This is a genomic window from Flavobacterium sp. ASV13 (assembly GCF_000745775.1).
Classification (GTDB): domain Bacteria; phylum Bacteroidota; class Bacteroidia; order Flavobacteriales; family Flavobacteriaceae; genus Flavobacterium.
Map to the genome: position 1 here is coordinate 352,492 of NZ_JQJY01000001.1, position 25,550 is coordinate 378,041.

General features: G+C 32.1%; 19 protein-coding genes. 8 read left to right on the top strand and 11 right to left on the bottom strand.

Going from position 1 to position 25,550, the window contains the following annotated elements; translation table 11 throughout:
* Positions 1-1,011 precede the first annotated feature (1,011 nt).
* The 4 genes from GQ47_RS01595 to GQ47_RS01610 all read left to right on the top strand — a co-directional run bounded on the left by GQ47_RS01595 (position 1,012) and on the right by GQ47_RS01610 (position 5,854).
* Positions 1,012-1,773: a LytR/AlgR family response regulator transcription factor gene (locus GQ47_RS01595; protein WP_035644043.1), complete on the top strand. Its 762-nt coding sequence runs from the start codon at positions 1,012-1,014 to the stop codon at positions 1,771-1,773.
* A 31-nt stretch (positions 1,774-1,804) separates the two neighbouring features.
* Positions 1,805-4,042 (top strand): PAS domain-containing sensor histidine kinase, encoded by a 2,238-nt coding sequence (locus tag GQ47_RS22750; RefSeq protein WP_051951271.1) that lies wholly within the window; start codon positions 1,805-1,807, stop codon positions 4,040-4,042.
* Entirely contained in the window at positions 4,027-4,431 is a 405-nt protein-coding gene (locus tag GQ47_RS01605) for a response regulator (protein ID WP_035644045.1), read from the top strand. The genes GQ47_RS22750 and GQ47_RS01605 overlap by 16 nt, the downstream gene beginning before the upstream one ends.
* A 607-nt stretch (positions 4,432-5,038) precedes the next feature.
* A complete protein-coding gene (locus GQ47_RS01610; protein ID WP_051951273.1) occupies positions 5,039-5,854 on the top strand; it encodes a T9SS type A sorting domain-containing protein in 816 nt (271 codons plus the stop codon).
* 275 nt (positions 5,855-6,129) lie between these two features.
* On the opposite strand, the gene GQ47_RS01615 is transcribed toward GQ47_RS01610, so the two are convergent.
* Positions 6,130-7,062 (bottom strand): NmrA/HSCARG family protein, encoded by a 933-nt coding sequence (locus GQ47_RS01615; RefSeq protein ID WP_051951275.1) that lies wholly within the window; start codon positions 7,060-7,062, stop codon positions 6,130-6,132.
* A 71-nt stretch (positions 7,063-7,133) separates the two neighbouring features.
* Here GQ47_RS01615 and GQ47_RS01620 point away from each other — a divergent pair, with 71 nt between their 5' ends.
* Positions 7,134-7,484 (top strand): winged helix-turn-helix transcriptional regulator, encoded by a 351-nt coding sequence (locus tag GQ47_RS01620; protein ID WP_035644047.1) that lies wholly within the window; start codon positions 7,134-7,136, stop codon positions 7,482-7,484.
* 541 nt (positions 7,485-8,025) lie between these two features.
* Positions 8,026-8,202, top strand: coding sequence for a dynein light chain family protein (locus GQ47_RS23565; RefSeq protein ID WP_193745201.1), 177 nt, complete (start codon positions 8,026-8,028; stop codon positions 8,200-8,202).
* A 611-nt stretch (positions 8,203-8,813) separates the two neighbouring features.
* Here the strand turns inward: GQ47_RS23565 and GQ47_RS01625 are convergent.
* The 8 genes from GQ47_RS01625 to GQ47_RS01660 form a co-directional block, all read right to left on the bottom strand.
* Positions 8,814-9,302 (bottom strand): DUF1097 domain-containing protein, encoded by a 489-nt coding sequence (locus GQ47_RS01625; RefSeq protein ID WP_035644049.1) that lies wholly within the window; start codon positions 9,300-9,302, stop codon positions 8,814-8,816.
* Between the two features lie 78 nt (positions 9,303-9,380).
* The gene (locus GQ47_RS01630) at positions 9,381-10,133 is read right to left on the bottom strand and encodes a glucose 1-dehydrogenase (protein ID WP_035644051.1); all 753 of its coding nucleotides are present in this window, start codon (positions 10,131-10,133) and stop codon (positions 9,381-9,383) included.
* A gap of 67 nt (positions 10,134-10,200) precedes the next feature.
* Positions 10,201-10,941 carry an SDR family oxidoreductase gene (locus tag GQ47_RS01635; RefSeq protein ID WP_035645069.1) on the bottom strand — a complete coding sequence of 247 codons (741 nt, stop codon included), beginning with the start codon at positions 10,939-10,941 and terminating at the stop codon, positions 10,201-10,203.
* 249 nt (positions 10,942-11,190) lie between these two features.
* On the bottom strand, positions 11,191-11,838 hold the full coding sequence (locus GQ47_RS01640) for a DUF2652 domain-containing protein (protein ID WP_051951277.1): 648 nt from the start codon (positions 11,836-11,838) through the stop codon (positions 11,191-11,193).
* A gap of 53 nt (positions 11,839-11,891) precedes the next feature.
* Positions 11,892-12,287 (bottom strand): hypothetical protein, encoded by a 396-nt coding sequence (locus GQ47_RS01645; protein ID WP_035644053.1) that lies wholly within the window; start codon positions 12,285-12,287, stop codon positions 11,892-11,894.
* A gap of 13 nt (positions 12,288-12,300) precedes the next feature.
* Positions 12,301-13,053 carry an SDR family oxidoreductase gene (locus tag GQ47_RS01650; protein WP_035644055.1) on the bottom strand — a complete coding sequence of 251 codons (753 nt, stop codon included), beginning with the start codon at positions 13,051-13,053 and terminating at the stop codon, positions 12,301-12,303.
* 206 nt (positions 13,054-13,259) lie between these two features.
* A complete protein-coding gene (locus GQ47_RS01655) occupies positions 13,260-14,186 on the bottom strand; it encodes an AraC family transcriptional regulator (protein ID WP_035644057.1) in 927 nt (308 codons plus the stop codon).
* 883 nt (positions 14,187-15,069) lie between these two features.
* The gene (locus tag GQ47_RS01660; RefSeq protein WP_035644059.1) at positions 15,070-17,442 is read right to left on the bottom strand and encodes an arylsulfatase; all 2,373 of its coding nucleotides are present in this window, start codon (positions 17,440-17,442) and stop codon (positions 15,070-15,072) included.
* A gap of 296 nt (positions 17,443-17,738) precedes the next feature.
* On the opposite strand from GQ47_RS01660, the gene GQ47_RS01665 reads away from it, so the two are divergent.
* Together GQ47_RS01665 and GQ47_RS01670 are read left to right on the top strand one after the other, a co-directional pair.
* Positions 17,739-18,947 (top strand): helix-turn-helix domain-containing protein, encoded by a 1,209-nt coding sequence (locus GQ47_RS01665; protein WP_081909296.1) that lies wholly within the window; start codon positions 17,739-17,741, stop codon positions 18,945-18,947.
* Positions 18,948-19,624: 677 nt separating this feature from the next.
* A complete protein-coding gene (locus GQ47_RS01670; protein ID WP_035644063.1) occupies positions 19,625-19,804 on the top strand; it encodes a hypothetical protein in 180 nt (59 codons plus the stop codon).
* A 692-nt stretch (positions 19,805-20,496) separates the two neighbouring features.
* Here GQ47_RS01670 and GQ47_RS01675 read toward each other — a convergent pair.
* Together GQ47_RS01675 and GQ47_RS01680 are read right to left on the bottom strand one after the other, a co-directional pair.
* Positions 20,497-24,294 (bottom strand): T9SS type B sorting domain-containing protein, encoded by a 3,798-nt coding sequence (locus GQ47_RS01675; protein ID WP_035644065.1) that lies wholly within the window; start codon positions 24,292-24,294, stop codon positions 20,497-20,499.
* Positions 24,295-24,877: 583 nt separating this feature from the next.
* Entirely contained in the window at positions 24,878-25,384 is a 507-nt protein-coding gene (locus GQ47_RS01680; RefSeq protein ID WP_035644067.1) for a hypothetical protein, read from the bottom strand.
* Positions 25,385-25,550 lie beyond the last annotated feature (166 nt).

Below are 25,550 nucleotides of genomic sequence, written 5' to 3' on the forward strand. Positions count from 1 at the left end.
TAGCGTTTTTTTGTGTCTTTTCTCTAGAATTTAACCCACTTTAACTTATAAATATGATCGGCTTGTAAATCCACTAAGGTCAACTTGACTGGATTCAAACCATTCATAAAATACTAAAAAATAAGGATCATATACAAAAGTTGGGGATTAGGTAAAAAGATTAGATAAATACAATTCACTGCCCGAAGATTTAAAAACCTATACAAGCTGTTACATCATTTCATCTACAATTAATCAAAGGAGAATTAAACATGCTAATAGATAAAATGTTGTTGCTTTTAGAAAAAAACCGGTTGACCATAGTTTTCTTTAGAATATTTTCAGAAACTATAATATTCACATTAACTCGCGGTCAACACAGCCAAATGGCCAGTTGATCACAATTAGGACTATTTTTTTCACCACCTACAAATTTTTGTTAAAGAGACAATAGTCCTATAAATGAAGTATTTTATCCTATAACTATCTCACTAACTGTATCTTATTTTGCAAAAGAAATAGAACTCCAAAAAAAGCATCAGCTTTATTTTAAACATTTCTATTTCATAAAAATAAAACAGAGTAATTAAACTAGAACGGAAATTAAATAATGCCAGAAAAATAAAGGGTCCATCTTTTCAGTCATATCATTAGTAACGTAAAATTGGCAACACAGAAACATCTAAATTATCATCTTCAATTTCATTAGAAGAGAAAGGGATCCTCGCTATTGAAGGATTGAGAATCACAATAGTTCCATTAGATTTTGGCGTTTTTGTTAACTGTCTTATAGTTTAAAAACAGCAACGATCCACAAATAACCGCCAATTTAAACACTTATACTCTTATTGGTTCATTTATTACTTTTCGATAAATCTAACAACTAAATTATAAAAGTATTACTAAATGTTCCTGTAATTTATCTTTCAAAATATGATATTCCATATATCAATAAACAATTAATAATCAACGCATTAATATCTGATTTTCAGAACTAAATTTTTGAATTGATAAATAAAAGTAAAAAAAACTATGACTCCTATTAATGCCGTAATCATATCTGAAGAAAAAGAGACTTTTCAAATCTTAAAAAAATTTGAAGAAGAAAATGCTATGATTATGGAAATAATTGGTAACGCTGATGGTATAAAAGACGGAATGATTTTAATAAAAGAAAGAAAACCAGACCTTATCCTCTTAGATATTCATCTTAAGGATGATCTGTTTTTTGAAATGCTTGAACAATTAGAATTTAGCATTCCAAAAATTGTGTTTATATCAGCAAACAAGGATTATGCTGTTAAGGCCTTTAAACATGATGCTGTTGATTTTTTACTGAAACCAATTGATTTTAATTCCATAATAATGGCTATTTATAAAGTAATTAAAAGAAGGGAAATGGAACGCTCTTATCAGCATCAAAAAATTAACAATTTAAATATTTCAAACACTGTTAATCAAAAAAATGACTACGTTGCCGTTGCATCATTAGAAAAAATAGAACTCTTACCAATGTCAGAAATTATTTTTTGTAAGGCAGATGGAAAGTATACCGTTTTTATTCTACCCAACGGAACCAGTATAATGTCAAGCAGAAATCTGGGTGAATACAGTGCAATTTTGGATGACAATTATTTTTTTAGAATACATCATTCCTATATTATCAATCTACGTCATATTGTTAAAATTTCAAAAAAAGATGGGTATTTCTGCGAACTTTCGAATGGATCAGTTTTACCAGTTGCCAAAAGACGACAAGATGATTTTAATAAATTTATAAAACTTAAAGATTAAAATAATATAAGCTAAATATAATTACTAGCAAATGAATACCCATAATATTCCAGAAAACGATGCGGCAAAAAAGAAAAATAATAATACTCCTTATTATTTTGAAGAACCGTTACATGAACTTGCTAAAATTTTAGATTTTTCCATGGATCTAATTTGCTCTTGTGATGAAGAGGGAAGATTTGTATGGGTAAATAAAGCTTCAGAACGTATTTTAGGCTATACGCCTGAAGAATTAATTGGTAAAAAATGCCGTGATTTTATATTTCATGAGGATGCTAATATTCCTATAAATGAAAATATTGATTTTAGAAGCGAGACACACTTACCTATGTTTGAAAAAAAGTTCATACACAAAAATACAAGCATTATTTATTTGCAATGGTCTGCTGTACGGGATGATGTTAAAAAATTATCCTATTGCATAGGCAGAGATATTACGGAGAAAAAAAATATAGAAAAAGCAATTGAAATAGAAAGACTGCAATTCTTTAATATATATTCGCAGGCACCTTCCTATATGGGAATTTTAACTGGTCGCGACCATGTTTATGAATTGGCAAATGAACTTTATCTGCAATTAATTGATAAGAAGGATATTATTGGGAAGGCCGTCAAAGATGTTTTACCCGAACTTGAAACGCAGGGAATTTTTGAAATTCTAGATAATGTATATCAAACAGGTGAAAGCTTTTCAGCTAATGAAATGCTCATAACATTTGATCGTTATAGCAACGGAAAACTAAAAGATGTTTACTTAAATTTTATTTTTCAGGCTCGAAGGGATGCTAATAATACTATTGACGGAATATTTATTTTTGGCAATGATGTAACAGAGCAGGTTCTATCGCGAAAAAAAATTGAAGAAAGCGAAAAAATGTATAAAGATCTAATCCATAAATTACCAGTTGCCACCTACTCTTGCGATGCTGAAGGACGAATAGTGCTTTATAATAAAGCTGCAGCTGCGTTATGGGGCAAAGAGCCTGAACTAGGAAAAGATGTATGGTATAATTCATGGAATTGTACGGACAATAAGGAAATAATTATAGAACGCCCTAATGGAGATAAACGCAATGTATTGCCTTATCCAGTTCCGTTTCACAATACTGATGGCGACATAACAGGAGCCGTTATTGTACTTTCTGATATTACAGAAATGAAATTGGCACAAAAAGAACTGAGAAAAAGTGAAAAAAAATACCGGTATCTTTTTGACAACAATCCCATGCCAATGTGGATTATAGATTTAGTGTCTTTTAAATTTCTGGATGTAAATAAAATGGCAATTCTGCAATACGGATACAGCCGTGAAGAATTCCTTTCTATGACTGCTTTGGACATACGTCCAAATGATGATAAAATCCATTTCATAAAATCGAGTGATACTTCAAATATTAATCAATCAAATTATAACAGGGGAATATGGAATCATATAAAAAAAGATGGAACTATTGTTCCGGTTGAAATTATTGCCCATAATATTGTATATGAAGGAACTGCAGCAAGATTGATTCTCTCTAATGACATCTCTGATCGTAAAAAAGCAGAAACAAATCTGGAAAAAAGAAATCGGGAACTCATCAAAACCAATTCGGAACTGGATCGATTTGTATACAGTGTATCACACGATCTGCGTTCCCCCCTAACTTCAATTCTTGGTCTGATCTCTTTTATTGAAACAGAAAGCAAGGAAATTGATACGCTTAAACATGCCGAACTGATACGGATCAGTATCAATCGTCTGGATGACTTTATAAAAAACATTTTAAGTTATTCACGAAATAACCGTACAGGGCTTGAAGTGGAACAAATTTCGCTGAAAGAAATGATACTTGACATAGTAGATTCGCTTCAAAGAATGAAAGAAGCAAAAGGAATTCGTTTTGAAATTGAAATACAAGAACAAAAACCTTTTTATACAGACAGGCTGCGATTTACAACCATTCTAAAAAATCTAATTTCCAATGCCATAAAATACCATAAAAAAGAGAATGCTGACAGATTTGTAAAAATATTGGGATATTCAGATCATGAAAATCTCCATTTTTCAATAGAAGATAACGGGATAGGAATTGATTCTGAGTATCATAAAAAAATATTTGAAATGTTTTTTCGTCTTTCGGGCAAAGATGGCTCTGGTATTGGTTTATATATCGTAAAAGATGCCGTAGAAATAGTGCAGGGCTCTATAGAGGTACAGTCAGAAAAAGGGACTGGAACCAAATTTAATATCACACTAAAAAATTTGAAACCATGTCAAAAGAACTAGACTCAAAATTTGAAACAGTAATGATTATTGATGATAATCTCGTAGATTTATATATTATCTCGCGTATGATCACTAAGAATAATTTTGGAAAAAATGTGCTGCATTATACGGAGGCACAAGAAGCAATGAAATATTTGCAGGAGAATCAGGATAATATTTCGAAATTACCTCAAATCATTTTTGTAGACATCTACATGCCTTTAATGTCTGGATTTGAATTTCTGGAAGCATATGAGACATTATCAACTAACTTGAAAAATTATTGCAAAACCTACATCGTATCCTCAACAATAGATAATGAAGATATCGCACGATCAAGCAATAATAAGAATGTGGTTTCTTTTCATGTTAAACCGCTTACCAAAGAATTTCTTGACCGAATTATTTAGGAATAATTACTTTAAATATTACTTCCAATAATTCAATCAAACCAAATCAGTATTTTATACTTCACCACTAAGCTGGCACTATCTCAGTGATTTTAATAATTACTACAACTGTTGTTTTTAAGTGTGCCCCACTTCCATAACGGATTAATATATTGATTCTTAAAATTTAAATCAGAAAATCAGGTATGCTGGTTTTTGTTGCTCCTTTTATAATTTTCAGCATTATAGTTTTCCTTCATTAAACGGTTATACCGTATAGCTGTCAGTTATTACTTCTCCCTTTTACATTAAAAGGCATTCTAGTTAATTTGTATATAAGCTTTTAAAATCAATGCTTTGTAAAATGTCAATTTTTTTTTGCGTAATAAACTGTTATCAAAATAATGAAAAAAACTAACTTTCTATTTCATTTTTCTTATTCGAATAATACCTCATTCAACAAATCTACCTTCCCCAGGTTTACCCGATGAATCAGTTAAAGCTCCTATTGACTCAATGCTTTTTTTACTATTTACAGGAGGTATCGGATTTGATAGTTATCATTTTAAAAAGAAATAGACTTTAAATTTAAAATGCGCCATAGTATTATAATTTAAACCAAAAGAATATGAAAAAAACTTTACTATTAATCTCTGTTTTGCTTTCTTTTCAATGTTTTTCACAAATACATATTAGTGCCAATACACCTATCTATAATGGTAATGGTGACAATTATGATGGACCGCCTCCCCCGCCTCCCCTAATTCCTTATTTTAAGCTCAATACTATAATAAACGATGAGTTTACAAGAGAGCTTAAATTAGTTTTTGCTTATGAAGCAACAGACGGTGTCGATAGTAATTTCGATGTAAAAAATATGGATGGAGATTATCCTCAGGACATTTGTTTCTGGATTGAAGACGGAGATTACGTAATTCAGGGACTCAGTTTCAATTTATTCAAAAAAATTCCACTCTCTGTAAAAGCAGCTGTAAGTACAAAATTTAAATTTTACATTTCTGAAAATGACGGTTTTGATGATAGACAGCCAATTTATATATACGATGCACTTGATGGGTCTTATCATGATATTAGAAACACCCCATATCAAGTTGTAGTTGCACCCGGAAAAGATACAGAACGATTTAAAATAAGCTTTACTAATAATACAACGTTGGCAACAAATAATGCAGTCAGAGGCATTTTTTTTATTAGTCAGGACAATAAAAACCAGGTTTTAAATGCCACAAATCCAAATAATGAAATTATGAAATCATTTGGGTTTTATGATATTCTTGGAAGGACTGTTATTTCAGAAGATAATTTAGGCACCCAACAAAACTTTAGCTTTTCAACTTCAGGGTTAAGTGCCGGGATATACATCGCAATATTCAAAGCGGCCGATGGTGCAAATATCACTCAGAAAATCATTATTTCTAATTAGGGTAATTAAAAATTCAGTATAACAATAATCCGTTAGGAGCCTGTTTTTTGAAAGCTAAATATCAGTTAACTGAAATTTTACGATTTATTGAAATTGCCCTCACATACTTATACTTTTTAGAAATATTTCTATGCTGTTATAAAACTGCAATACATAAGAAAATAAAATATTATTTTTTAATTTAACTAAATGAGTTAAAAATTGTCAAATCACAGGGCAATAAAATCTATGCAAAAAAACTTTTATACCTACATTTTTACACCTAATAATTGGATTTATTTTGGATTATTGTATACTCTCTGGAGAAGGGATTTATTCCTCTCCAAGTAAGTTTTTAGCGATTCAGGCTCAATTCCTAAACCTGCTGCTTCTTGAGGGTCAACTTTATATCCTTCAACATTCTGCCAGATAAAAGCTTCGGTCCCCCATTTAAACAACCCGCTGTCGGCGGCTTGCTCATCCGTTATACTAATGGCCTCAAATTGCTTACCAGTAACGCTTGAAAGCGCATCTGCAACCTCTCCCATTGTAAGTGAATCTCCTACTATAGCGAATTCTTTCTTGTTGAATTTGTCAGGCTCTGCAAATGCCTCAGCTGCAAAACGACCAATATCTTCAGGAGACACCCAGTCTATTTTTGTATCTGGCGCAGTTGGACTCATTATTTTACCCTCCGAAATAGTAGGAAACATCCATTCATTTTTAGGAGGAAGCAAATTCACCATGATAAACGGTGGTTTTATGATCGTCCAGAAATTAAATCCGGCATCTTTAACAGCGTTTATAGCTGCAGCTTTCTCTTCCCAGTAAAGCGGCTCCCATCTGCCTTTATCCCAGTCCGCAAAGTTTTGATGATCTCCCGCGCGGGCAACAGAGGTGTGAACTATCTGCTGAATCCCAGCGGCTTTTGCTGCAGCAACCAGATTTTTTGCATGTCTAGTTTCCTCTCCCTTATTTCCAGGATGGGACCCCATCTGCATCGAGAATACGCCTCTTGCACCTTTAGCGGCTTCAGTCAGACTTTCTAAATCATCGAACGTCGCTTCAGCTAATTCAACATTCCTTGCAGCGAGTGCTTTTGCAGCTTCACTGTTTTTATTTCGTACAATAGCCCTCACCGCTATATTTTTAGCTAATAATGCTTCAATCACTGCTCCTCCCTGAGTACCTGCCGCGCCAGCTACCAGTATTAATGATTTATCTTTCATATTTTTATAATTTAATTTTTTTGTAAATTTACGCCGTAATTGGTTTACAAAAGATACCAGTTACCTAAAGGATGCCAGATATACAAAAAGATAATTCAGAAAATGCACAGCAGATCAAGCATTTGCAGGATGCCCTATACGTGATAAGCGGGAAATGGAAACTCCCCATATTGACAGCTGTGCACCAAGGTAACAGCCGATTCCGTGACATACAGAGGAGTGTGAACGGCATCACAAGCAAAGTACTGTCAAAGGAACTTAAAGAACTGGAACTAAACAAGCTCATTTTGCGCAGGGTCTATGATGACTCACCTCCGACCGTTGAGTATACAGCTTCTGTGTATTGCGATACGCTGCACAATATGATCTCCGAAATGATTGAATGGGGTAAAAACCACCGTGACAAGATCAGGGAAGTTTAATAAATAATAGGACTGCTTTGTTGTTAGAGATAATGCTGCCATATGCTCTTTTAGAAATTATAAGTATAAAGGTCTTACATCAGTATATTATTTACAATCTAACTTTTGTATTAAAATCATAACATGATCGTGTTGGATTTTATCCAATAACTGCCACAAAAAAATAATACTAATTCCAGAAATTATTCACGTTTTAACATTTTTAACATTTAACCCATACGATACATACAAACCGCTTCCTAATAAAAAATCAAAATAATTATCCTACAAATTCACTTGAAAATAAGCCAATTTCTTTAAATCATTCATAAAATGGTTTGTAAATTGTGAACTAAACGTCACTCTTAAAAAAACGTTAAAACATCAGTTTTAGCGTTTTTTTTATGCCTTTTTTGCGGAATTTAACCCTCTTCAACTTATAAAAATGAACGGTTTGTAAATCCAGTAAGGTCAACTTGACTAGATCCAAACCGCTCATAAAATACTAAAAATCAATACACTAGAACAAATTCACTACCTTTGTCTTAACAAAATTTTAGTAATGGAATGTGAAAAAGAATTTAAAAGTAAAATTACGCCTCAAAAAGTGCAACAAATACTTAATGAGGAAGGAATGAATTTAACACTAGAAGAAGCGGCAGATATCTTGAGCTTTCTGCAAGAAATGGCATGTATTACAGTGAGAAAGTTTTTAAGTGAAAAAGAAGTAACAAAATAGTCTTAGTGGCATCATTATATACCATAAAAAAAATTAAGGCTTTGATTTTTTTATAATATTCTTCTTTTAAAGTTTACAAAGTATATTTCAAAATCACTCTAGCATTAAACGGCGTACGAGCAGTAAAATTAATTTCCTCATCAGAACCGGTTTCATTTGCCAGCACAACTAGATTTGAAATATTTTGCTAATTACACTTCCAGAAATTAAGTTTTCAGCTATTAGCAAAATAAAATGATTTGAGGTACAATTAAGATACAATTTGAAGAAGTACAATTAAGTCTTAAATCAAAAGAATTTTATAAAGTTGACCTGAAAATTTTAGTATAAAAAAGTTTTGTGGCAAAATCTTTTCAAATACATTTTGGAGTGGATACCTTTTTTTGCAACAAAAAGTTAAGACTTGTTTGCAAATTTTAAATATTATTTTAATTCACCTATATTTTGATATTATCCATTATTCAACAATAAAAAAGCCTGCAAAAAACTAAATTGCAGGCTTTTTTATTTACAACTGAACCCGTATACTTTTCTTAAATACAAAAAGACTACACTTCCTTATTATATAATTATTTTACTAGTTTGTTCTTATTCTTCCACATGTTTATAACTTAATTCACTTGAGTATTCAATACTTCCTTTTTAGACTGAACTTTATGTACTGCTGTATCATTTAGATAGGCAAACACAAAACCGAATAATAAAGGAACTCCTAATTCCAAAAGAGGGACTGGCTCCAATTTGGGATGAATTCCAAAAAAGACTATTAATCCTAAAAACCATGCAGGAATACTACTTAGAACTTCAACTTTAGAAATATAGGCTAGCGAACCTATGAAAATAAAAATGGAAACAGGTAGACCAAATGCACCTAAATAGCTGCTCAATAAAATACCTGTGAACTGGATCATTGCTCCCATAAGTATACCAAGGATAATTTGAAGAAATGCACTAGCTGAGTTTTTAATACTTCGTCCAAAAATGTAATAACTAACCCATGCTATGAACATGACCCATGTAGGCCACTGGGCTGCAAATGAAATAGAGACTGCTACTGCGCCGAAAAGCCCGAAAAGAAAAGCGGTTTGAAATGTTTTCATAATATTTAAATTTAATAGTTGCTATATTTTTATAAGCCTGTACCTAGTGATCAGATACAGGCTTAAGATTTTTAGTTTTTAATTTGTTGCTCCTCCGTTAACCAAAAGATGCTGTCCGTTTACAAATGATGACAGATCGCTGGCGAAAAATTCCGCAGCATTGGCAACATCATCTACATGTGCCAGTCTACCCATTGGACAGCTGTCCAATAATTGTTTTCTCAGTTCAGGATAACTATCAGCTTCAGCAAAAATTCCGGAGTGATCCACTGCAAAAGGAATGATGGAATTAACTGTTACACCACGATGGCCAATTTCTTTTGATAGTATATCAACCAAATATCTTGGCGTAGTTTTGCTTCCTCCATAAACTGCCATTCCCGGAACTGGAAACGAAGTAGTACTAGATGCGATATAAATAATACGTCCGTTGTCTGTAATATTTTTGGCAGCCTGCTGCATTGTAAAATAGGTACCTTTTGTATTGATAGAAAAAACTTTATCAAATTGCTCTTCCGTAAAATCAACCACTGGAGTTTCTACCAGTTCGATTCCTGCATTAGCCACTACAATGTCTATTTTTCCAAATGCCTTTTTAGCTTCATCAAATAGTCTTTCAAGATCATCCACTTTACTGACATCTGCCTGAACGGCAATAACTCGGGATCCTATTTTTTTAATATTCTCCACTACTTCATCCGCTGAAGCTTTATCTCTTGAATAGTTGATTACGATATCTGCTCCCAAGGCCGCATAACGCTCTGCGATTGCTTTTCCTAATCCTCTTGCTGATCCTGTGATCACTGCTACTTTATGGTGTAAATTGTTCATGATATTTATATTTTGAAAGTTTAATTAATTTATATGATTCTTATTATTTATATAATGTTTCTTTGAATTAGGCCATTCCTCCATTAACGCCTATGTTTTGAGCTGTAATCCATTTTGCATCGTCACTTGCCAAAAATGCAACTGTTTGTGCTATATCTTCAGGTTCCCCAAGACGGTTAAAAGCAGAAAGAGATGCCAGTCTGTCGATAACTTCTTGTGGTTTTCCGGTTGTAAAAAGTGCTGTATTTGTTGGGCCAGGAGAAATTGAATTGATATTGATCCCTCTTGCCCCTACTTCTTTTGCCATTACTCTGGTTAATTGTTCTACAGCTGCTTTTGTTGCTACATAAGTACTGTAAGTTGGCAGCATGATTCTGTTTACAGAAGTTGAAAAATTGATAATACTTCCGTTGTCTGCTAAACGTGTTGCCGCTTGTCTAAGGGTATTAAAAGTTCCTCTTACGTTGATATCAAACTGTCTTGTAAAATCTTCGTCTGTGGTATCTTTTATAAGTTTGGTAATCATGATACCGGCATTGTTCACCAATACATCAATTTTACCATAGTGTGCAATCGACTGGTCAAACATTGCTTTTACCTCATCTGATTTACTTACGTCTGCCTGAACAGCAATTGCATCTCCACCGGCGCTTATAATGGCATTGACAGTCTCTTCTGCTGCTTGAAGACCTCCTGCATAATTAACAATGATTTTTGCTCCTCTTTCTGCTAAGTTTTTTGCTACTGCTGCACCAATTCCTCTAGAAGCCCCTGTTACTAAAATTACTTTGTTGTTTAAATTTTTCATGATTACATGTTTTTTATTGTTATTAATTATTGTTTTAATTTGTTGATACAAAGATTGTTGTTATTAATTTTTTAAAAATGCAAATCCTAAAGGATTACTTATACATTTTAAAGGGTAATTAAGAAGCGATGATTTTATTCTGTTTACTCTCTCTTTTATACAATTACTTTATGCTACATTAAGGCAATAGTATTGCTCATCAAGCTTTTAAGGTTTGATTTAATGTACTCCAGTAAATTTTTTTGTTATTTATGCAGAATATGAAAATACCTGCTTCGCATTGCTTCGTTTTGCCTCTCTGGGCGAATCAAATTGCTTTATTTCTGAATGATCAAAGGATAAATACGAAAAACATATCCTTCCTAAATCATCGTAGATTTGGCAAAGTTCTTCTCTTTGGTTCCATAATGACCGTTTTTGATTATGCCAAATAGCTGCTTCTTTTACATAAGCATCCGTAAGTAAAACATAACAAGACTGCACAATGTCATTTTTTAATAATCGATGCGCTTCTATTACAGTACTGCCGTATAGTTTATGAAATCCCATAAGATCATACCCTGAAAGTTCGCCATAATGAACCACTAGTTTTAGGGAAAGTATTTTCGCTTTAGGAAAATCTTCAGAAATCATTTTACACTCCTGCTCAAAAGCCATTAACATTTTCTCAAACTGCTTGAGTATTTTATCGACGGTAAATGGTTTTCCGAAGTGATAAAATAGAATGGCATCACCTTCAATTTCGGCAATTTTGAAGCCCAATTCATTACTGTCAATAATCGAAGAAAGTAATCTTGATATTACTTTTTGACCCACAACCATATCCGTTTCTTTTACAAAACGAGTAAATCCACTGATATCCGGCATAAAAATGATGCCTTTGTTTCTGTTTTTCATAATCGTAATAGTTATTATTATTCTCTTATTGATTTTAATTCAGTTATGATTGCTTAATAATCGGCTTGCCCAATATCCAAACGTTTGATTTTTCCCTCTTCATTGATTTCGAACTTAAAGTAGGTTTGAAAATTTCCCCAAAGATCGCTGTGAAATTCTCCGTAAATCAAAAGCGAATTATTTTCAATTTTATCAATAGACGTAAAACGTTCGTGTCCAATTGCTTTTTTGAAAAAGCTTTTAAAGTTCTTTCTATTTCCATCATCATACAATTGGGCATCTTCAGTAAATAATGAAAACCACGCCGTTTCATCTGCATTTTGCAAAGCTTCAATAGCTTTCTTTACAGTTTGATTTTTTATTTTGTCCAGATTCACTTTCTCTGATTTATTTGTAGGCTGCCCACAAGCCAGACAGGTAAATAACAGCCCAATTAGTATTGTTTTCATAATTGTTCTTATTTTAGTTTGTAGCTCCACCGTTTACAAGTAAATGTTGTCCGTTAACAAAAGAAGACAAATCACTTGCGAAAAACTCAGCTACATTGGCAACATCTTCCACTTCTGCCAATCGTCTCATCGGACAGCTGTCTAATAATTGTTTTCTCAGTTCCGGATAGCTGTCTGCTTTAGCAAATATTCCTGAATGATCTACGGCAAATGGAATAATAGAATTCACCGTTACACCTCTATGACCTATTTCTTTAGATAAAATATCAACCAGATATCTTGGTGTGGTTTTACTTCCTCCATAAACAGCCATTCCCGGAACAGGAAAAGAAGTAGTACTCGAAGCGATGTAAATAATTCTTCCGTTATCTTCAATATTTTTCGCTGCCTGCTGAAGTGTGAAATAAGTTCCTTTAGTATTGATAGAAAATACTTTGTCGAATTGCTCTTCTGTGAATTCAGTTACAGGAACTTCAACCATTTCAATTCCGGCATTGGCCACTACAATATCAATTTTTCCGAAAGCCTTTTTTGCCTCAGCAAATAATCTTTCTAAATCTGCCAATTTACTTACATCAGCCTGAACTGCAATTGCTTTTACACCCATTGCTTTAATAGTGCTTAAAACTTCATCTGCCGAAGCATGATCTTTAGAATAATTGATTACGATGTCTGCCCCCATTGCAGCATATCTTTCTGCAATAGCTTTTCCTAATCCTCGAACTGAACCTGTAATTACCGCTACTTTGTTGTTTAATTTTTTCATGATTTTAATTTTTTAAAATGATTATTAAATTGTTGTTCTAATTTGATATGGCAAATGTAGGACGGTACTAAGCGCTGCTTATTGCAAGGAATAAAGCATTACATACAAATTTTAAATATTTAGAATTTGCAGGTAGCATTTTGCTGAAAATGGATAAGGAAATAATAAAAAAGCCTGCAAAATCTGAATTTGCAGGCTTACTTTATTTAGTTGGTGGTCTGTTCTTTTCGATAAAGTACAGGAGAAGTATCGGTATGCTTTTTAAAGTAATTACTAAAATGTGCGGCTTCTGAAAAACCCAGCTGATAAGCAATTTCTTTTATGGAGGCTGTTGAATTTTGTAATAATGATTTAGCTTCTGATATAGTTTTATCTGCAATCCAGGTTGCTATTGGCTTGCCTGTTTTGGTTTTTATAACGGTACTTAAATAATTAGGATGCAGATTTTGAGCATTGGCATAATCCTGTACTCTAAAAACGGTCTGTGTTTTACCGCTACCTAAATCGCGATAATGCTGCTCCAATGTACGTTTAAAATCTTTTACAATCTGCGAAGACCTGTTACCTTCGTAGATAGGATTGTAATCCTCCCAAAAATATTCCTTTATCTTTATTAGAAGAACAACAAACAAACCGCCAATTATTCTGTATTTGTATCTGGAGGTTCCTAAATATTCTTTATGGATTTGTAGATAGATTTGTTCGATTTGATTGTAAAACTCAATATTCAGGATTTTGGGCTGAACGGTTTCTGTCAATAAAAATGAAAATTCATTAAATACATCTTGATGTACATTTTCTTTTAAAAAGGTTTCATCAAAACAAATCAAATAAATTTCTTCTATTGCATTCCATTCAAAGGTTCTGTAATTGCTTGGATTGGTAAAATAAATTGATCCTGGTTCTGCCGTAAAGTTATGATCGTCTATAGTATATTGTCCTGCACCTTTTTTTACAAATACAAATGAAAAATAGTTGGGCCTGAATGCCGGTGATTTATAAGGCAATTCAAAACCTACATCATTTAAATTCACCACAGCAATACCTGCTTTAGGATCAAGCATATCTACCGATACACCTAATTCCATATATAAATCATATAATGTTTTGGTTGTGATGTCTTTTTTACTCATTGCGGATCTCTTTTGTTAGGTAATTACAAATCTAATAAATTGGTGTCTTACGAAATCAATCTCCTAATTTTATTTTAATTGAAAAATTCTGGAAAGCATAAAATTGGTGTAACTATTTCTTCCTCTTTTTTTGCTACAAAAAGTTAAGATAGTTAAATTAAAAAAAACAAAATATAAATGTTTACTTGATTTATAATTCAAAAAACCGACGATTTTATTTTCATGTCAACCTCTTTGAGTTCATACCTGAAAGTGAACGCAGACCACAAGATCTTTGCCCTTAAAACAAGAAACACTAAACACATAAATGTTTTAAAATATTTTGCTAATTACAACTCCAGAAATTAATATTCTCGTATTAACTAAAAGAAAATGATTTGAGGTACAAGCACGATACAACCCCTACGATACATACAAACCGCTTCTGAAGTAGAACTTAAAATAAATATCTTACAAAATAGCTTGAAAATAAGCCAATTTCTTTAAATCTTGCATAAAATGTTCGTGAAATTGTGTCGTCGAGGTCACTCTTAAAAAAACGTTAAATTTTTAGATTTAGCGTTTTTTTATGCCTTTTCGTCACTATTTAATCAGTTTTAACTTAATTTTTATAGTGGTTTAGATGTAGTGTTGGGGTGACAACTCTGAATTCAAACCGTTGTCAAATACTATGTTTATTGTATATATTAAGATCCGTTACATTTATTTTAACAAAAAGCAGAAGAAAGTAAAATGCATAAAGATGCAAAAGTAAAATTACTCATCAAAAAAATACCGTGATTAACAAAAAACTCCAAAATCAAATGACTTTGGAGTTTTTACAATTATGAACCTGTTTAGGAAGCATCTTTAAAGAATTTTAAGAAAATAAGTTGCCATTAGATTAAAATAATTTCAGATATTTTATATTCACACTTTCAATAGTTCCATTAAATTTAAATGGAGCTTTATCGTAATAGGCTTGTGAAACTGGGGAGCCTAGATCTGTTCCTATGTCAAAACATTCATTTGCTGAAAAACCGGCATTAATTATGGTTGGTACAATTCCTTTTATTTCTTCTTTACCATTTACTAGAATAGTAACTTCTGCCCCACTTAACTTGGGGCTGTCTTTATTTGGTATTCTTTTAAAAACAATTTCAATTGTAGATTTTCCTTGTGGTAGTTTAGATTTTGTTTTCAATTTGGTTCTCTGTATTTCAAATAAATTATATTCATAATTTAAAATCCCATTCTCTACATACAATGTTAGCCCTCCTGCATATCCAGCCAATGCAAACAAAACTCCATTTGCATCATTAGGAGCATCTAATTTAATTGTTGTATGATTAGAATTATATCCTATTCTTGGAGAATCAAATTCAGGCAGTCTAGTCATATTTCCTGTATAATTAAATTCTGTTGCAGGATTCGAAACAATAGCTTCTGGATGCAATAAAACGTATAATCCACCACCTATCGGCATATTTTTATTAACTAAAGATTCTTCCATGAATAGGGTTTGTAATTCTTTTAATTTTTCTGGATTTTTCTTTGCTAGATCATTTGCCTGGCTAAAATCTTCATTGATATTATATAATTCCCAAACGTCTTTTTCAGGAGTCCATGTATCTATTCCCGGAGTTAGAGTCATCCATGGAACTCTTGGTCCAAAAGTGCTTGCAAACCAGCCATCATGATAAATTCCACGACTTGCCATAACATCAAAAAATTGAGTATGTTTTTGATCTTTTGCTTTTGCGTCATTAAAGGTATAGACCATACTTACACCATCTATAGGATCTTGATCGTACCCATTTACCTTTTTTGGAGCTTGTATACTTAAAGCTTCATAAATAGTTGGTACAATATCATTTACGTGATGAAACTGCGTGTGAGGTGTCTTATCAGCTTTAATTTTTTTAGGCCACGAAACAACCATTGGCTGACGTGTACCTCCAAAATAACTAGCCAGTAATTTTGTTCCTTTAAAAGGTGTTGATCCAGCCCAAGCCCACCCTGCGTGATACATATTATCTGTTTTTGGACTTCCTAAAGCATTTAGACCTCCAAGTTCCTCATTCAATACTCGTAAATGATCTTCGATTTTAGACGGAATTTGATTTTGTGCCAATAATTCACTGATAGTTCCATTTTGCCCTTCAGAGCTAGAGCCATTATCTCCCCAGATATAGAAAATTAGGGTATTATCAGCGATACCCATTTTTTCTAATTCATCTATAATTCGCCCGGCATTATAATCAGTATGTTCTGCAAATCCTGCATATACTTCCATTAGCCTTCTTTGAAAAGGTTTTTCGCTTTCTGGTATAGCATTCCAAGCCGCCATTGTTGATGGGCGTTCTGTCAATTTTGTGTTTTCTGGAATCCATCCGAGTTCTTTTTCTCTTTTAAAGACACGTTTTCTATATTCGTCCCATCCATCATCAAATTTGCCTTTATATTTATCTGCCCATTTACTGTTTACCTGATGTGGTCCATGAACAGCTCCCGGAGCCCAATACATGAAAAAAGGTTTATTAGGATTTATCGATCTTTGATCGTGCATCCATTGAATGGCATTATCAGCCAAATCATCAGTAAGATGATATCCCTCCTCTGGGGTTTTCGGAGCTGAAACATAAGTTGTATTCTTAATTAAGGTAGGTTCGTATTGAGAGGTTTCACCCGCCAAGAATCCATAGAAATATTCAAAACCATATCCTGTTGGCCAAAAGTCAAATGGTCCAACCTTAGAAGTTTCTAATGGTGGAGAGTTATGCCATTTACCAAAAGCAGATGTACTATATCCATAATTTTTTAAAACTTCCGCTACAGTAGCTGATGTTTTAGGAATAAGTCCGCTAAAACCATCCCAATCATTTGCCCATTCTGTAATTTGTCCTGATCCTACTCTGGTATGGTTTCGCCCCGTAAGCAAGGATGCCCGAGTTGGGGAACACATTGCTGTGGAATGAAATCTATTATATGAAATCCCCTTATTGGCCAGTTTTGTCAAAGCCGGGGTATTAACCTCTCCTCCAAAAGTATTTGACAAACCAGGTCCTGCATCATCAATTAAAATAATAATAATATTTGGTGCGTCTGTAGGAAGATGGGATTTTGTAACTCTCCGCTTGTGAACAGATTCTGCCATACTTGCTCCCGCTTTACTTGAAGATGGCGTTGTTGGAAAAGGTAGAATTTCTTGTGCGTGAGATAGATTAAACGTTACCAATAGTAACATGATGCATTTTAGTTTTGTAAAGTATTTCATAATCTACATTTTTAGGTAAAATTTACTTTTCGCAGGTATAACTGAGTTTTGGAATAATAAATTTAATGCAAGAATTTTAATCTTTTTTCATTGTGATGTTGCATCTTATAAAATGAAACAAAAAATTATTGCTTAACCAAAATTAGATCAAAGCATTCTAACTCCGATTTTCTAGATTTGAATCCTTGCCAATATTTATCATTATTGGCAAACTAAAATTAGGCAGAGGTTAAAAAAAAATATTAAATTTGAAAAACTATGTTTTAGCATATTAAAATATTTAAAACCAATACAGTATGATTTCAATATTTTCAGCTTGTGTAGCGGTAGTAATTATTATTTGTGTATTAGTTTCTATTTTATTAATTGGATATTCTCCAAAAACAAAGAAATACAATATTCTTCTTTCCTTATTTTTTTTATTATTATCCTATCCGTGTTTTATATTATTTCTCATCAACACTGGGTTTCTTGAGTATTTACCACATGTTTACAGAACTGGCATAATTGCACACCTTTTGTATATGCCTGCCTCTTATTTATATATTAGATCTGTGGTAACCAATAGAAGATTAACTAAACTAGACTTTATTCATCTTATACCAGCTTTGATATACATTATTGACTATTTTCCTTTTTTTTGGCTATCCGGATCAGAAAAAATAGCTTTTATGCATTCTAAACAATTGAGTAAAATAGTTTTATTTTTTTATGAAAGTCGATTTTTTGTACCTGGCTTTTATATCATTTTTAAGTATGTTCTGGCTTTTACCTATTGGGCATTACAATCCATACTTTTGATAAAACTTTACAAAGTTAAAAACTCAGAATTCAAAAAAGAAAATGGAATCTGGTTAAAGTGGCTGACAATTTTTCTACTGTCACAAGTCTTTCTTTTCCTTCCGTCATTACAAATTTTAAAACCTGGAGGTGGAGATGATGAACTTACAGTTTTTTTATTTATAGGTGGCTTTACTGGGTTAACAGCAGTTTTTCTTTTCTTATTTCCTCAAATATTATATGGGATAAAAGGTGTTGTACTTTTAGATAATGAAGCTGTTATCTCTGAAACAGAATATAATTCTACCCTTTTTTCAATAGATGAAAGCAAAAAAGAACCTCAAAATTATAGGTATTTATCAGAAGTAAGGATGCGGGAAATTTCAATAAAAATTAAAAACCACTTTACATTAAATAAATCGTATTTAGACAGACAATATTCTTTACAGCAGTTAGCACAAGAACTTAGTATTCCCGCTCAATATATATCTGCTGTTATTAATAAATTTGAAAAAATGAATTTTAGTGACTTTATAAACTCCTACAGAGTAAAATATTGTCTCGAATTATTGAGTAACAATAATCATGAAAATCAAACTCTTGAAGCAATTGCATCAGAAAGTGGATTTAATAATAGAAATACCTTTACTACGGCATTTAAAAAAGTAATAGGACAAACGCCTTCTGCTTACATTAAAATTATCAATAGCGTGAATGATATTTGATGTAGGCCTTTATTCTAAAGGTCTTGACCTTAAAAATATTCTAATCAATAAGTTCCGGAAATTCAGGAATTGCAGACAAATAAAATTATAGACTGAAATTTTTGACTATAAAAAACCTGCAAAATCAAATCTCTTTATAGATTTTTAAACTTTCTAGTACTTCGAATCATAAATTTATATAATTATCCTTAACAAGTTTTAAGGTTTATTTTCTAAAAAGTTTATCTAATTTAAATATTATTTGAATCAAATTCTTAAAAAATAAATCAAATAATATTTATGGACCTTAATTTTAATAAATATTTTAAAAATTCAATTATGCTTAGAAATAGCTTTTTTAACACTTAACCCTTACAATACATACAAACCGCTTACAAATGAAAATATAAAATAATTATCTTACAAATTCAATTGAAAATAAGCCAATTTCTTTAAATCATTCATAAAATGGTTTGTAAATTGTTCAGTAAAGGTCACTATTAAAAAAAAGTTAAAACGAAAGTTTTAGCTTTTTTTTTTGGCCTTTTCGATTTAATTTAACCCGCTTTAACCTATAAATATTAGCGGTTTGTAAATCCAGTTAAGTTAACTCTACAGTATACAAACCATCTTTAAAACTTTGTAAACATTGATATTATAAAAAATCATTACCTTAATCTTAACATTAATTTAAGTTTATGGAAATTGAAGAAGAAAAATATAGAGGAAAAATTACAGCTAATAAAGCTCAAAAAATGCTTAGCGATGAAGGAAAGAATGTTACTCTGGAAGAAGCAGAAGAGATTTTAGAATTTCTACAAAAAATCACATATGTTCAAGTAAGAAAATTTCTAAACGAAAAAGATGAAGATACGTAATCCCAAAATTAGACTTAATTTTTTTTTTGCTATAAAAAGCTAACGAAAGATACGATATAAACAGAGTACTAATTTGAATTGGGTGCAGAATCGGTGCATTTAGTTCAAAACACTGAATAAAAGCAATTTTAATCATTAATAAAAAAGATTCTATATACCTTCGTTCTAATTCACTACGTTCTTGCTTTACATACTCAAATATTACAAATTAAAAAATAGCCAATTCGACCAAACGTTAATTTCACTCCCAGAAATTAACTTTTAAACCACTTGTAGAAAAATATGAATTTAAAATAGAAATAAAATTCCATTTTAATAAGTAGATCTAAAATCTAATTTCGGCTAGATTTGCTTTAAAATTAATCCTTCAAGCTTATAGGAAAATCACAATCATTAATTACGGTTCGAGTCCTATTCCTTCTACTACAAATAATTAGAGACCTGAGAAACATAGATAACTCAGGCTTTTTTTATTTTTCGAGAGTTTCTCCTTCACTTTCTTAAAATTTAGACATTTGTCTTAGCATAGAAAAATGGTTCGAGTCCCGTTATATTTTTACTTTAAATTAAAAAGTCTGCAAAGCATTAAACATTATAAGTTTTTTTCCAGATTCAATCATAGAGTCACTTTAACCAATCACTTAAAATATCGAGAAGACTTCAAGTTAGTATAAACTGAGTAGTAATTAATTTTATCTCTTCAAAGCAAAATGTCCTTTAAAAATTCGATTATCTTCCAATTTTATAACATACCAGTAATCAGCTGCCGGCATGTTTGTTCCTAAATAGGTGCCATCCCAACCTTGACTCATCGGACTTATTTGCTTAATTAATTTTCCATATCGATCAAAAATTTGAATGATAGTTTTCGAATCCGAAACTTCCTGTATACCTTCTACATTCCAGTAATCGTTATGAGAATCTTGATTTGGGGTGAAAAATTTAGGAATTCCAAATACAGCAACTTCTTTAGAAACAGTTCCACATCCGTTTTGATCTTTGATATAAACAGTGTGGATACCTGCCCGAACATTTAAAAAAGCTTTTTCATTTTGATAGTAACCATTTTGATCATCTAATGCATAAACGTAATCACCATTTCCTGTAACTGAAATGGAAATAGTGTTAGATTCATCAACAACTGCAATAATATTTGATGCAATATCAGAGGCAGATACTTTTATTGTTCTTATTCTTGCACATTGTGTTTGTTTATCACGTACTTCAACAGTAAAAATCCCTTCCTGGTTTACTGTTAGATTATAATTAGTTTCAGCAGTAATTAAATTTCCATTAAAAGACCATTGATAATTGTAATCATTCATTGTTTTCAAATCTAAAAGCCCGGCATCAATCTGCTTGGTAAAAGTAGGTAAATTACTGCACACTAATTCTTCTCCGTTTAGATTGATTTTCGGAACAGGATTTACTACAAATGCAATTACGGCACTCGCAGTACAGTTTGTATTATTTGGATTTACAACTTCTACTTTCACATTTTGAGAACCGGTTACAAAAGGATTTGGAAGCGGGCTTGGCAATGGATTATTATTATTGTCATAATAATTAACTATCATTCCGGTTTGAGTTCCTAGTAAAGCAGTTTCAAAAGTTGAAGTATCAAAAGCATATTTTCCATCTTGCAGCAAGGGATCATCCTCATCATCACAGACTGTGAAGAGTCTCGGATCAATTGGAAATGCTTCTGGCAAATCACTTACGATAAAAGAAATCGTTGAATCGAACGAACACAATGATGGTGTATTATTTGTAACAACAACTTTTATAATCTGAGAATACGTAATGAAAGGATTTGGCAGCGGACTTGGCAATGGGCTATTATTCTGATCTATGTATGCAACGCTAACATTAGTTAATCCATGCAATAAATCTTGTTCCAGATTTGTAGTATCAAATGCATAAAGGCCATCTTGATTGTCGTCACAATGAATTCTTTGAATTGCTTTTATAAATGGGATAGGTTCTACTTTTAAGGTAATGTAGCCACCTAATCCCAAACAGTCATTATTGAGCCTGCTATCGACACGAATGAATATTTTTTGGGTATATGGAGAAGCTGTATTTCTATAATTTGAAATGTCTGCTATAGCATTTTTCTCTGACAAAGCATCTTCAATATTTTGGTAATATGTAATATCTAAAAGCTGACCGACTGGAAAGATCTTGACAACATCATTTGTCACACTGTTCAAATCAAATAAAGCAATACCATCTTTATTTGTTCCTAAAACTTCATCATCACACTGTATAAGGGTTTTTGAATAGGTAACTGGAATTTGAGTCGTTGAGACAATTAAATTGATCTGAGCAGTTCTGTAGCAATTGTTATTATTGACTATTCGGACATATACTTTATCCGTACTGACGGTTTGATTACGATAGGCTGTCTGGTTTAAAATTGCATTATTGTTGTTTTGAGCATCAGCTAAGCTTTTATGAAAAGTAATCGTTTCAACTGCCGAATTAGCTGTTATTTTGGTAATAGCTTCTTCCAAATTAAAAGAACTGAAACCATCAATGTCATCGTCGCACTGTTTTAGGCTTACTACATTTGAAATCACAGGCAAAGGAAAAACTTCCAGTTTGAAGGATGTAGAAGCGGTGCACTTTGCATTGTCTTTGTTTGCCACTTTTACAAAAATAGTTTCTGTCGCATTTGTATTTTGATAAGCCTTTGGCAAAGCGATCAACTGTGTAAAGTTGGCATCTGTATAGTACGACAAAAGAAATTGGGATGGTAATTGCCCATTTAAAATAGATGTTTCTCTCAACGTTAAATCGAAAAGTATTTTTCCATCCCTATCACTTCCGACAGTTATATTATCGCAACTGGTAAGATCTAATATATTTATAGACAAATTAGGTGTAGGAGTATCAAAAACATCTATACTAAAACTCGTAGTGCTTTTGCATTCTCCATTTGCTTTGTTGTAAACTTCAGCTGTAATAATTTCTTCGCCATAAGGTGTTTTATTAACATACGAATAAGGCAAAGCTATTGCTGTATTGTTTACGAAATAAGTGATACCATATAATTGAGGATCCTGCCCGTTTAAAATAGTTGCATCTTGGGTAGTCAGATCAAAAATATAAAAGCCATCATTATTGTCATCGCATACTAATATAGCTTGTGGTTTTGCTGCTGTCGGAACTTTGGAGATAACTATATCTTTTGACTTGACATTTACTCCTTGAGAGCTTGTTGCGGTAACTTTTACAGTATATTTTCCAGGCATTGTATAATTATGGGTCGGACTTATTTGATTTGAACTTGTACCGTCTCCAAAATCCCAAAATAAAGCTGTGACATCCGGTCCTGGTCCAAGTGTGAATTTTGATTCTTCTCCCAGACATAAATTTTTCACATTAAAAGACGGATTAAAAAATGATTGGTTGAAAGCTGGTAAACCAAGCATAGATTTTTTCCCTGAAAGATTTACACCCGCTGCCTGTAAATCACATCCCAAACCTAAAATATTGGGGTCATTAATTACGCCCAGATTTGTACTATTATAATTTGCAATGTAAATTTTGTTATTTGGTCCCAATTGCAATGCTCCTAAAAAGCTCGGAGTTTTCGCAATCAACTTTTCAGTCGATTTAATATCTGTTGCATTCAAATCATATTGAAAAATCTGACTTGCTATCTGCAATGAGATATAGAGGACCTCACTATTTGAAGAAAATTCTGTTCCATAGGGCTGATTACCATTATTTATAACTTTAGGATTACTTATTATCCCCGTCGAGTTATCAAAATCAAAAAGCTCAACGCTCGTTAAGAATTGATGACATAACGATATCCTTTTTCCATTAGGCGATACTTTCATGTAACCGAATGTATTATCACGATTTTTGTCAACAATAATACCAGAGTTTGAAAGAATTGGAGTTGCACTTAAACCCGATGATGTAAACAAATGTGCATAAAATGTATTGCTTTCCCAACCATGTGTAATAATCCAGTAATCGACATTATTAGAATGCTTTACAATTGTTAACTTTTCACAAGTAGGTGAGTAAACGGGAATATTTTTGAGCGTTGTTACTGCACCTAACCCCCCATCTAAGTTCAAATCAATTTCACTATACATTAAACCATTTGCTTTAGCAGCTGCATCGGTTGTGAAAACATAAAATAAATTTGAAGAACCCGGTTTTTGTACAATAGTAGCAGATTGTGTACTCGATGCATGCCCTTTTAAACCAGTTCCGTTAAGCATCACCTGATGATTTTTATTGTAAATTGTAATTCCATCAGTATAAAACATCAGATCTCCATTAGTGTCTGATAATGTAGCACATCCTTCTAAAGTATTTAATTTCCCATCAACAAGAGCTGTGACAGATCCGTCAGGATGAAATTTGATCCCTGCATTTTCTCCAAAATACCAAACACTAGCTTCTGCTTGTGAAAAACAGAATGTTGAATTAATACAAAAAAAAAGTAAAAAAAATCTAAATTTCATAAAAAAAAATAAAATACTAATATTAAATAAATTGCAAATTAATAAAGATAGGCCAGACTATATTTAATTGACATCCGATATATTAATTTTAACCAAATCTCTTAAAACTAACTCTGATAAAATAAGCGTAGAATAAATTTAAATTTTTGCGTGAAAAAAAATATTAAAAATAAAACTCGAAAATAATAAATCTCATCATTAGCTTATAGTCTATTTAGAGCTTTTTGCAACCCTGATAAATTTAGCTGATATCATGAAAAAACAAATCTATCTATCATACTTTTCTTCATTACCCCAACTCACTCAAGTATTCTTGTCTTCGCCAGATTCTATGATAATTAATCCAAATAGCGGCCATAAGTGAGCAAAGGAAAAAATTTATTTTAAAAAAAGCAAAGCCATCCTTTAAAAGAATGGCTATAACTTTTATTGATTTCGATTGGGTTCACGAGCGAGACGCTCGCGCCAGCAGAGGGGGCTTTTGAGAAGATTATAATTTCTAAGAAACAAAAAAATGCGCAAAGTCAGAGACATTTGCGCAGCTTTTCAATAGAACTCTATGGGGAGCGTACTTAACAATAATTTATTCGTAATCTGGATAAGACCCATCATATTCGCCTGTTTTTATTCTATGTACAATACTTTCAGGGTCCATAACAATGCCAATTTCAGCATTTCTATTATCTCCTTCAAGCTTGCCAATAAATGTTGATTTCAGGTCCCCAATCCTCCATACAAACCAACTATTTGAAACTTTTATAGGTTCTTGCCCTCTTATAGTACCATAATCATTTGTATCTCTAAATAAAATATGTTCAAATGTCCCTACATCAGTTATATTCCCTGATTTTTCCCAATATCCTAATTTGACACCCCATTTTGTTACACAGTGTGCATAAAAAAAAATTTCGTCTTTTATTATTTCATCTAAATTTGGCTTTTCTTCTAAAGAGTATGTTTTTTTAAAGCATCTTATTACATCACTATTAAGTTGTTTTAAATCATTTGTTATGTATTGGAAATAGCGCTTGCTATTTTCATTTATTTTAACAAAAAAAACATCTCCTTTTTTTATCATTACTCGTTTCATTTCTTAAGGTTTTATTCCGTATTGAGGCCAATATTTTGGTGCAATCGAATTTCTTATGTTTAATAAATTACTTTTTCCTGCTTGATTTATCAGTGATTGCTCTAATATTTTGGCATTAATTCTACTTAAATTTTCCATCCCATCAATTACTCTATATTGCAATAGC

Excerpts from the sequence above, each read along its gene's own strand:
- GQ47_RS01595 (WP_035644043.1), top strand. The coding sequence starts at position 1,012 with ATGACTCCTATTAATGCCGTAATCATATCTGAAGAAAAAGAGACTTTT.
- GQ47_RS22750 (WP_051951271.1), top strand. The coding sequence starts at position 1,805 with ATGAATACCCATAATATTCCAGAAAACGATGCGGCAAAAAAGAAAAAT.
- GQ47_RS01605 (WP_035644045.1), top strand. The coding sequence starts at position 4,027 with ATGTCAAAAGAACTAGACTCAAAATTTGAAACAGTAATGATTATTGAT.
- GQ47_RS01610 (WP_051951273.1), top strand. The coding sequence starts at position 5,039 with ATGAAAAAAACTTTACTATTAATCTCTGTTTTGCTTTCTTTTCAATGT.
- GQ47_RS01615 (WP_051951275.1), bottom strand. The coding sequence starts at position 7,062 with ATGAAAGATAAATCATTAATACTGGTAGCTGGCGCGGCAGGTACTCAG.
- GQ47_RS01620 (WP_035644047.1), top strand. The coding sequence starts at position 7,134 with ATGCCAGATATACAAAAAGATAATTCAGAAAATGCACAGCAGATCAAG.
- GQ47_RS23565 (WP_193745201.1), top strand. The coding sequence starts at position 8,026 with ATGGAATGTGAAAAAGAATTTAAAAGTAAAATTACGCCTCAAAAAGTG.
- GQ47_RS01625 (WP_035644049.1), bottom strand. The coding sequence starts at position 9,302 with ATGAAAACATTTCAAACCGCTTTTCTTTTCGGGCTTTTCGGCGCAGTA.
- GQ47_RS01630 (WP_035644051.1), bottom strand. The coding sequence starts at position 10,133 with ATGAACAATTTACACCATAAAGTAGCAGTGATCACAGGATCAGCAAGA.
- GQ47_RS01635 (WP_035645069.1), bottom strand. The coding sequence starts at position 10,941 with ATGAAAAATTTAAACAACAAAGTAATTTTAGTAACAGGGGCTTCTAGA.
- GQ47_RS01640 (WP_051951277.1), bottom strand. The coding sequence starts at position 11,838 with ATGAAAAACAGAAACAAAGGCATCATTTTTATGCCGGATATCAGTGGA.
- GQ47_RS01645 (WP_035644053.1), bottom strand. The coding sequence starts at position 12,287 with ATGAAAACAATACTAATTGGGCTGTTATTTACCTGTCTGGCTTGTGGG.
- GQ47_RS01650 (WP_035644055.1), bottom strand. The coding sequence starts at position 13,053 with ATGAAAAAATTAAACAACAAAGTAGCGGTAATTACAGGTTCAGTTCGA.
- GQ47_RS01655 (WP_035644057.1), bottom strand. The coding sequence starts at position 14,186 with ATGAGTAAAAAAGACATCACAACCAAAACATTATATGATTTATATATG.
- GQ47_RS01660 (WP_035644059.1), bottom strand. The coding sequence starts at position 17,442 with ATGAAATACTTTACAAAACTAAAATGCATCATGTTACTATTGGTAACG.
- GQ47_RS01665 (WP_081909296.1), top strand. The coding sequence starts at position 17,739 with ATGATTTCAATATTTTCAGCTTGTGTAGCGGTAGTAATTATTATTTGT.
- GQ47_RS01670 (WP_035644063.1), top strand. The coding sequence starts at position 19,625 with ATGGAAATTGAAGAAGAAAAATATAGAGGAAAAATTACAGCTAATAAA.
- GQ47_RS01675 (WP_035644065.1), bottom strand. The coding sequence starts at position 24,294 with ATGAAATTTAGATTTTTTTTACTTTTTTTTTGTATTAATTCAACATTC.
- GQ47_RS01680 (WP_035644067.1), bottom strand. The coding sequence starts at position 25,384 with ATGAAACGAGTAATGATAAAAAAAGGAGATGTTTTTTTTGTTAAAATA.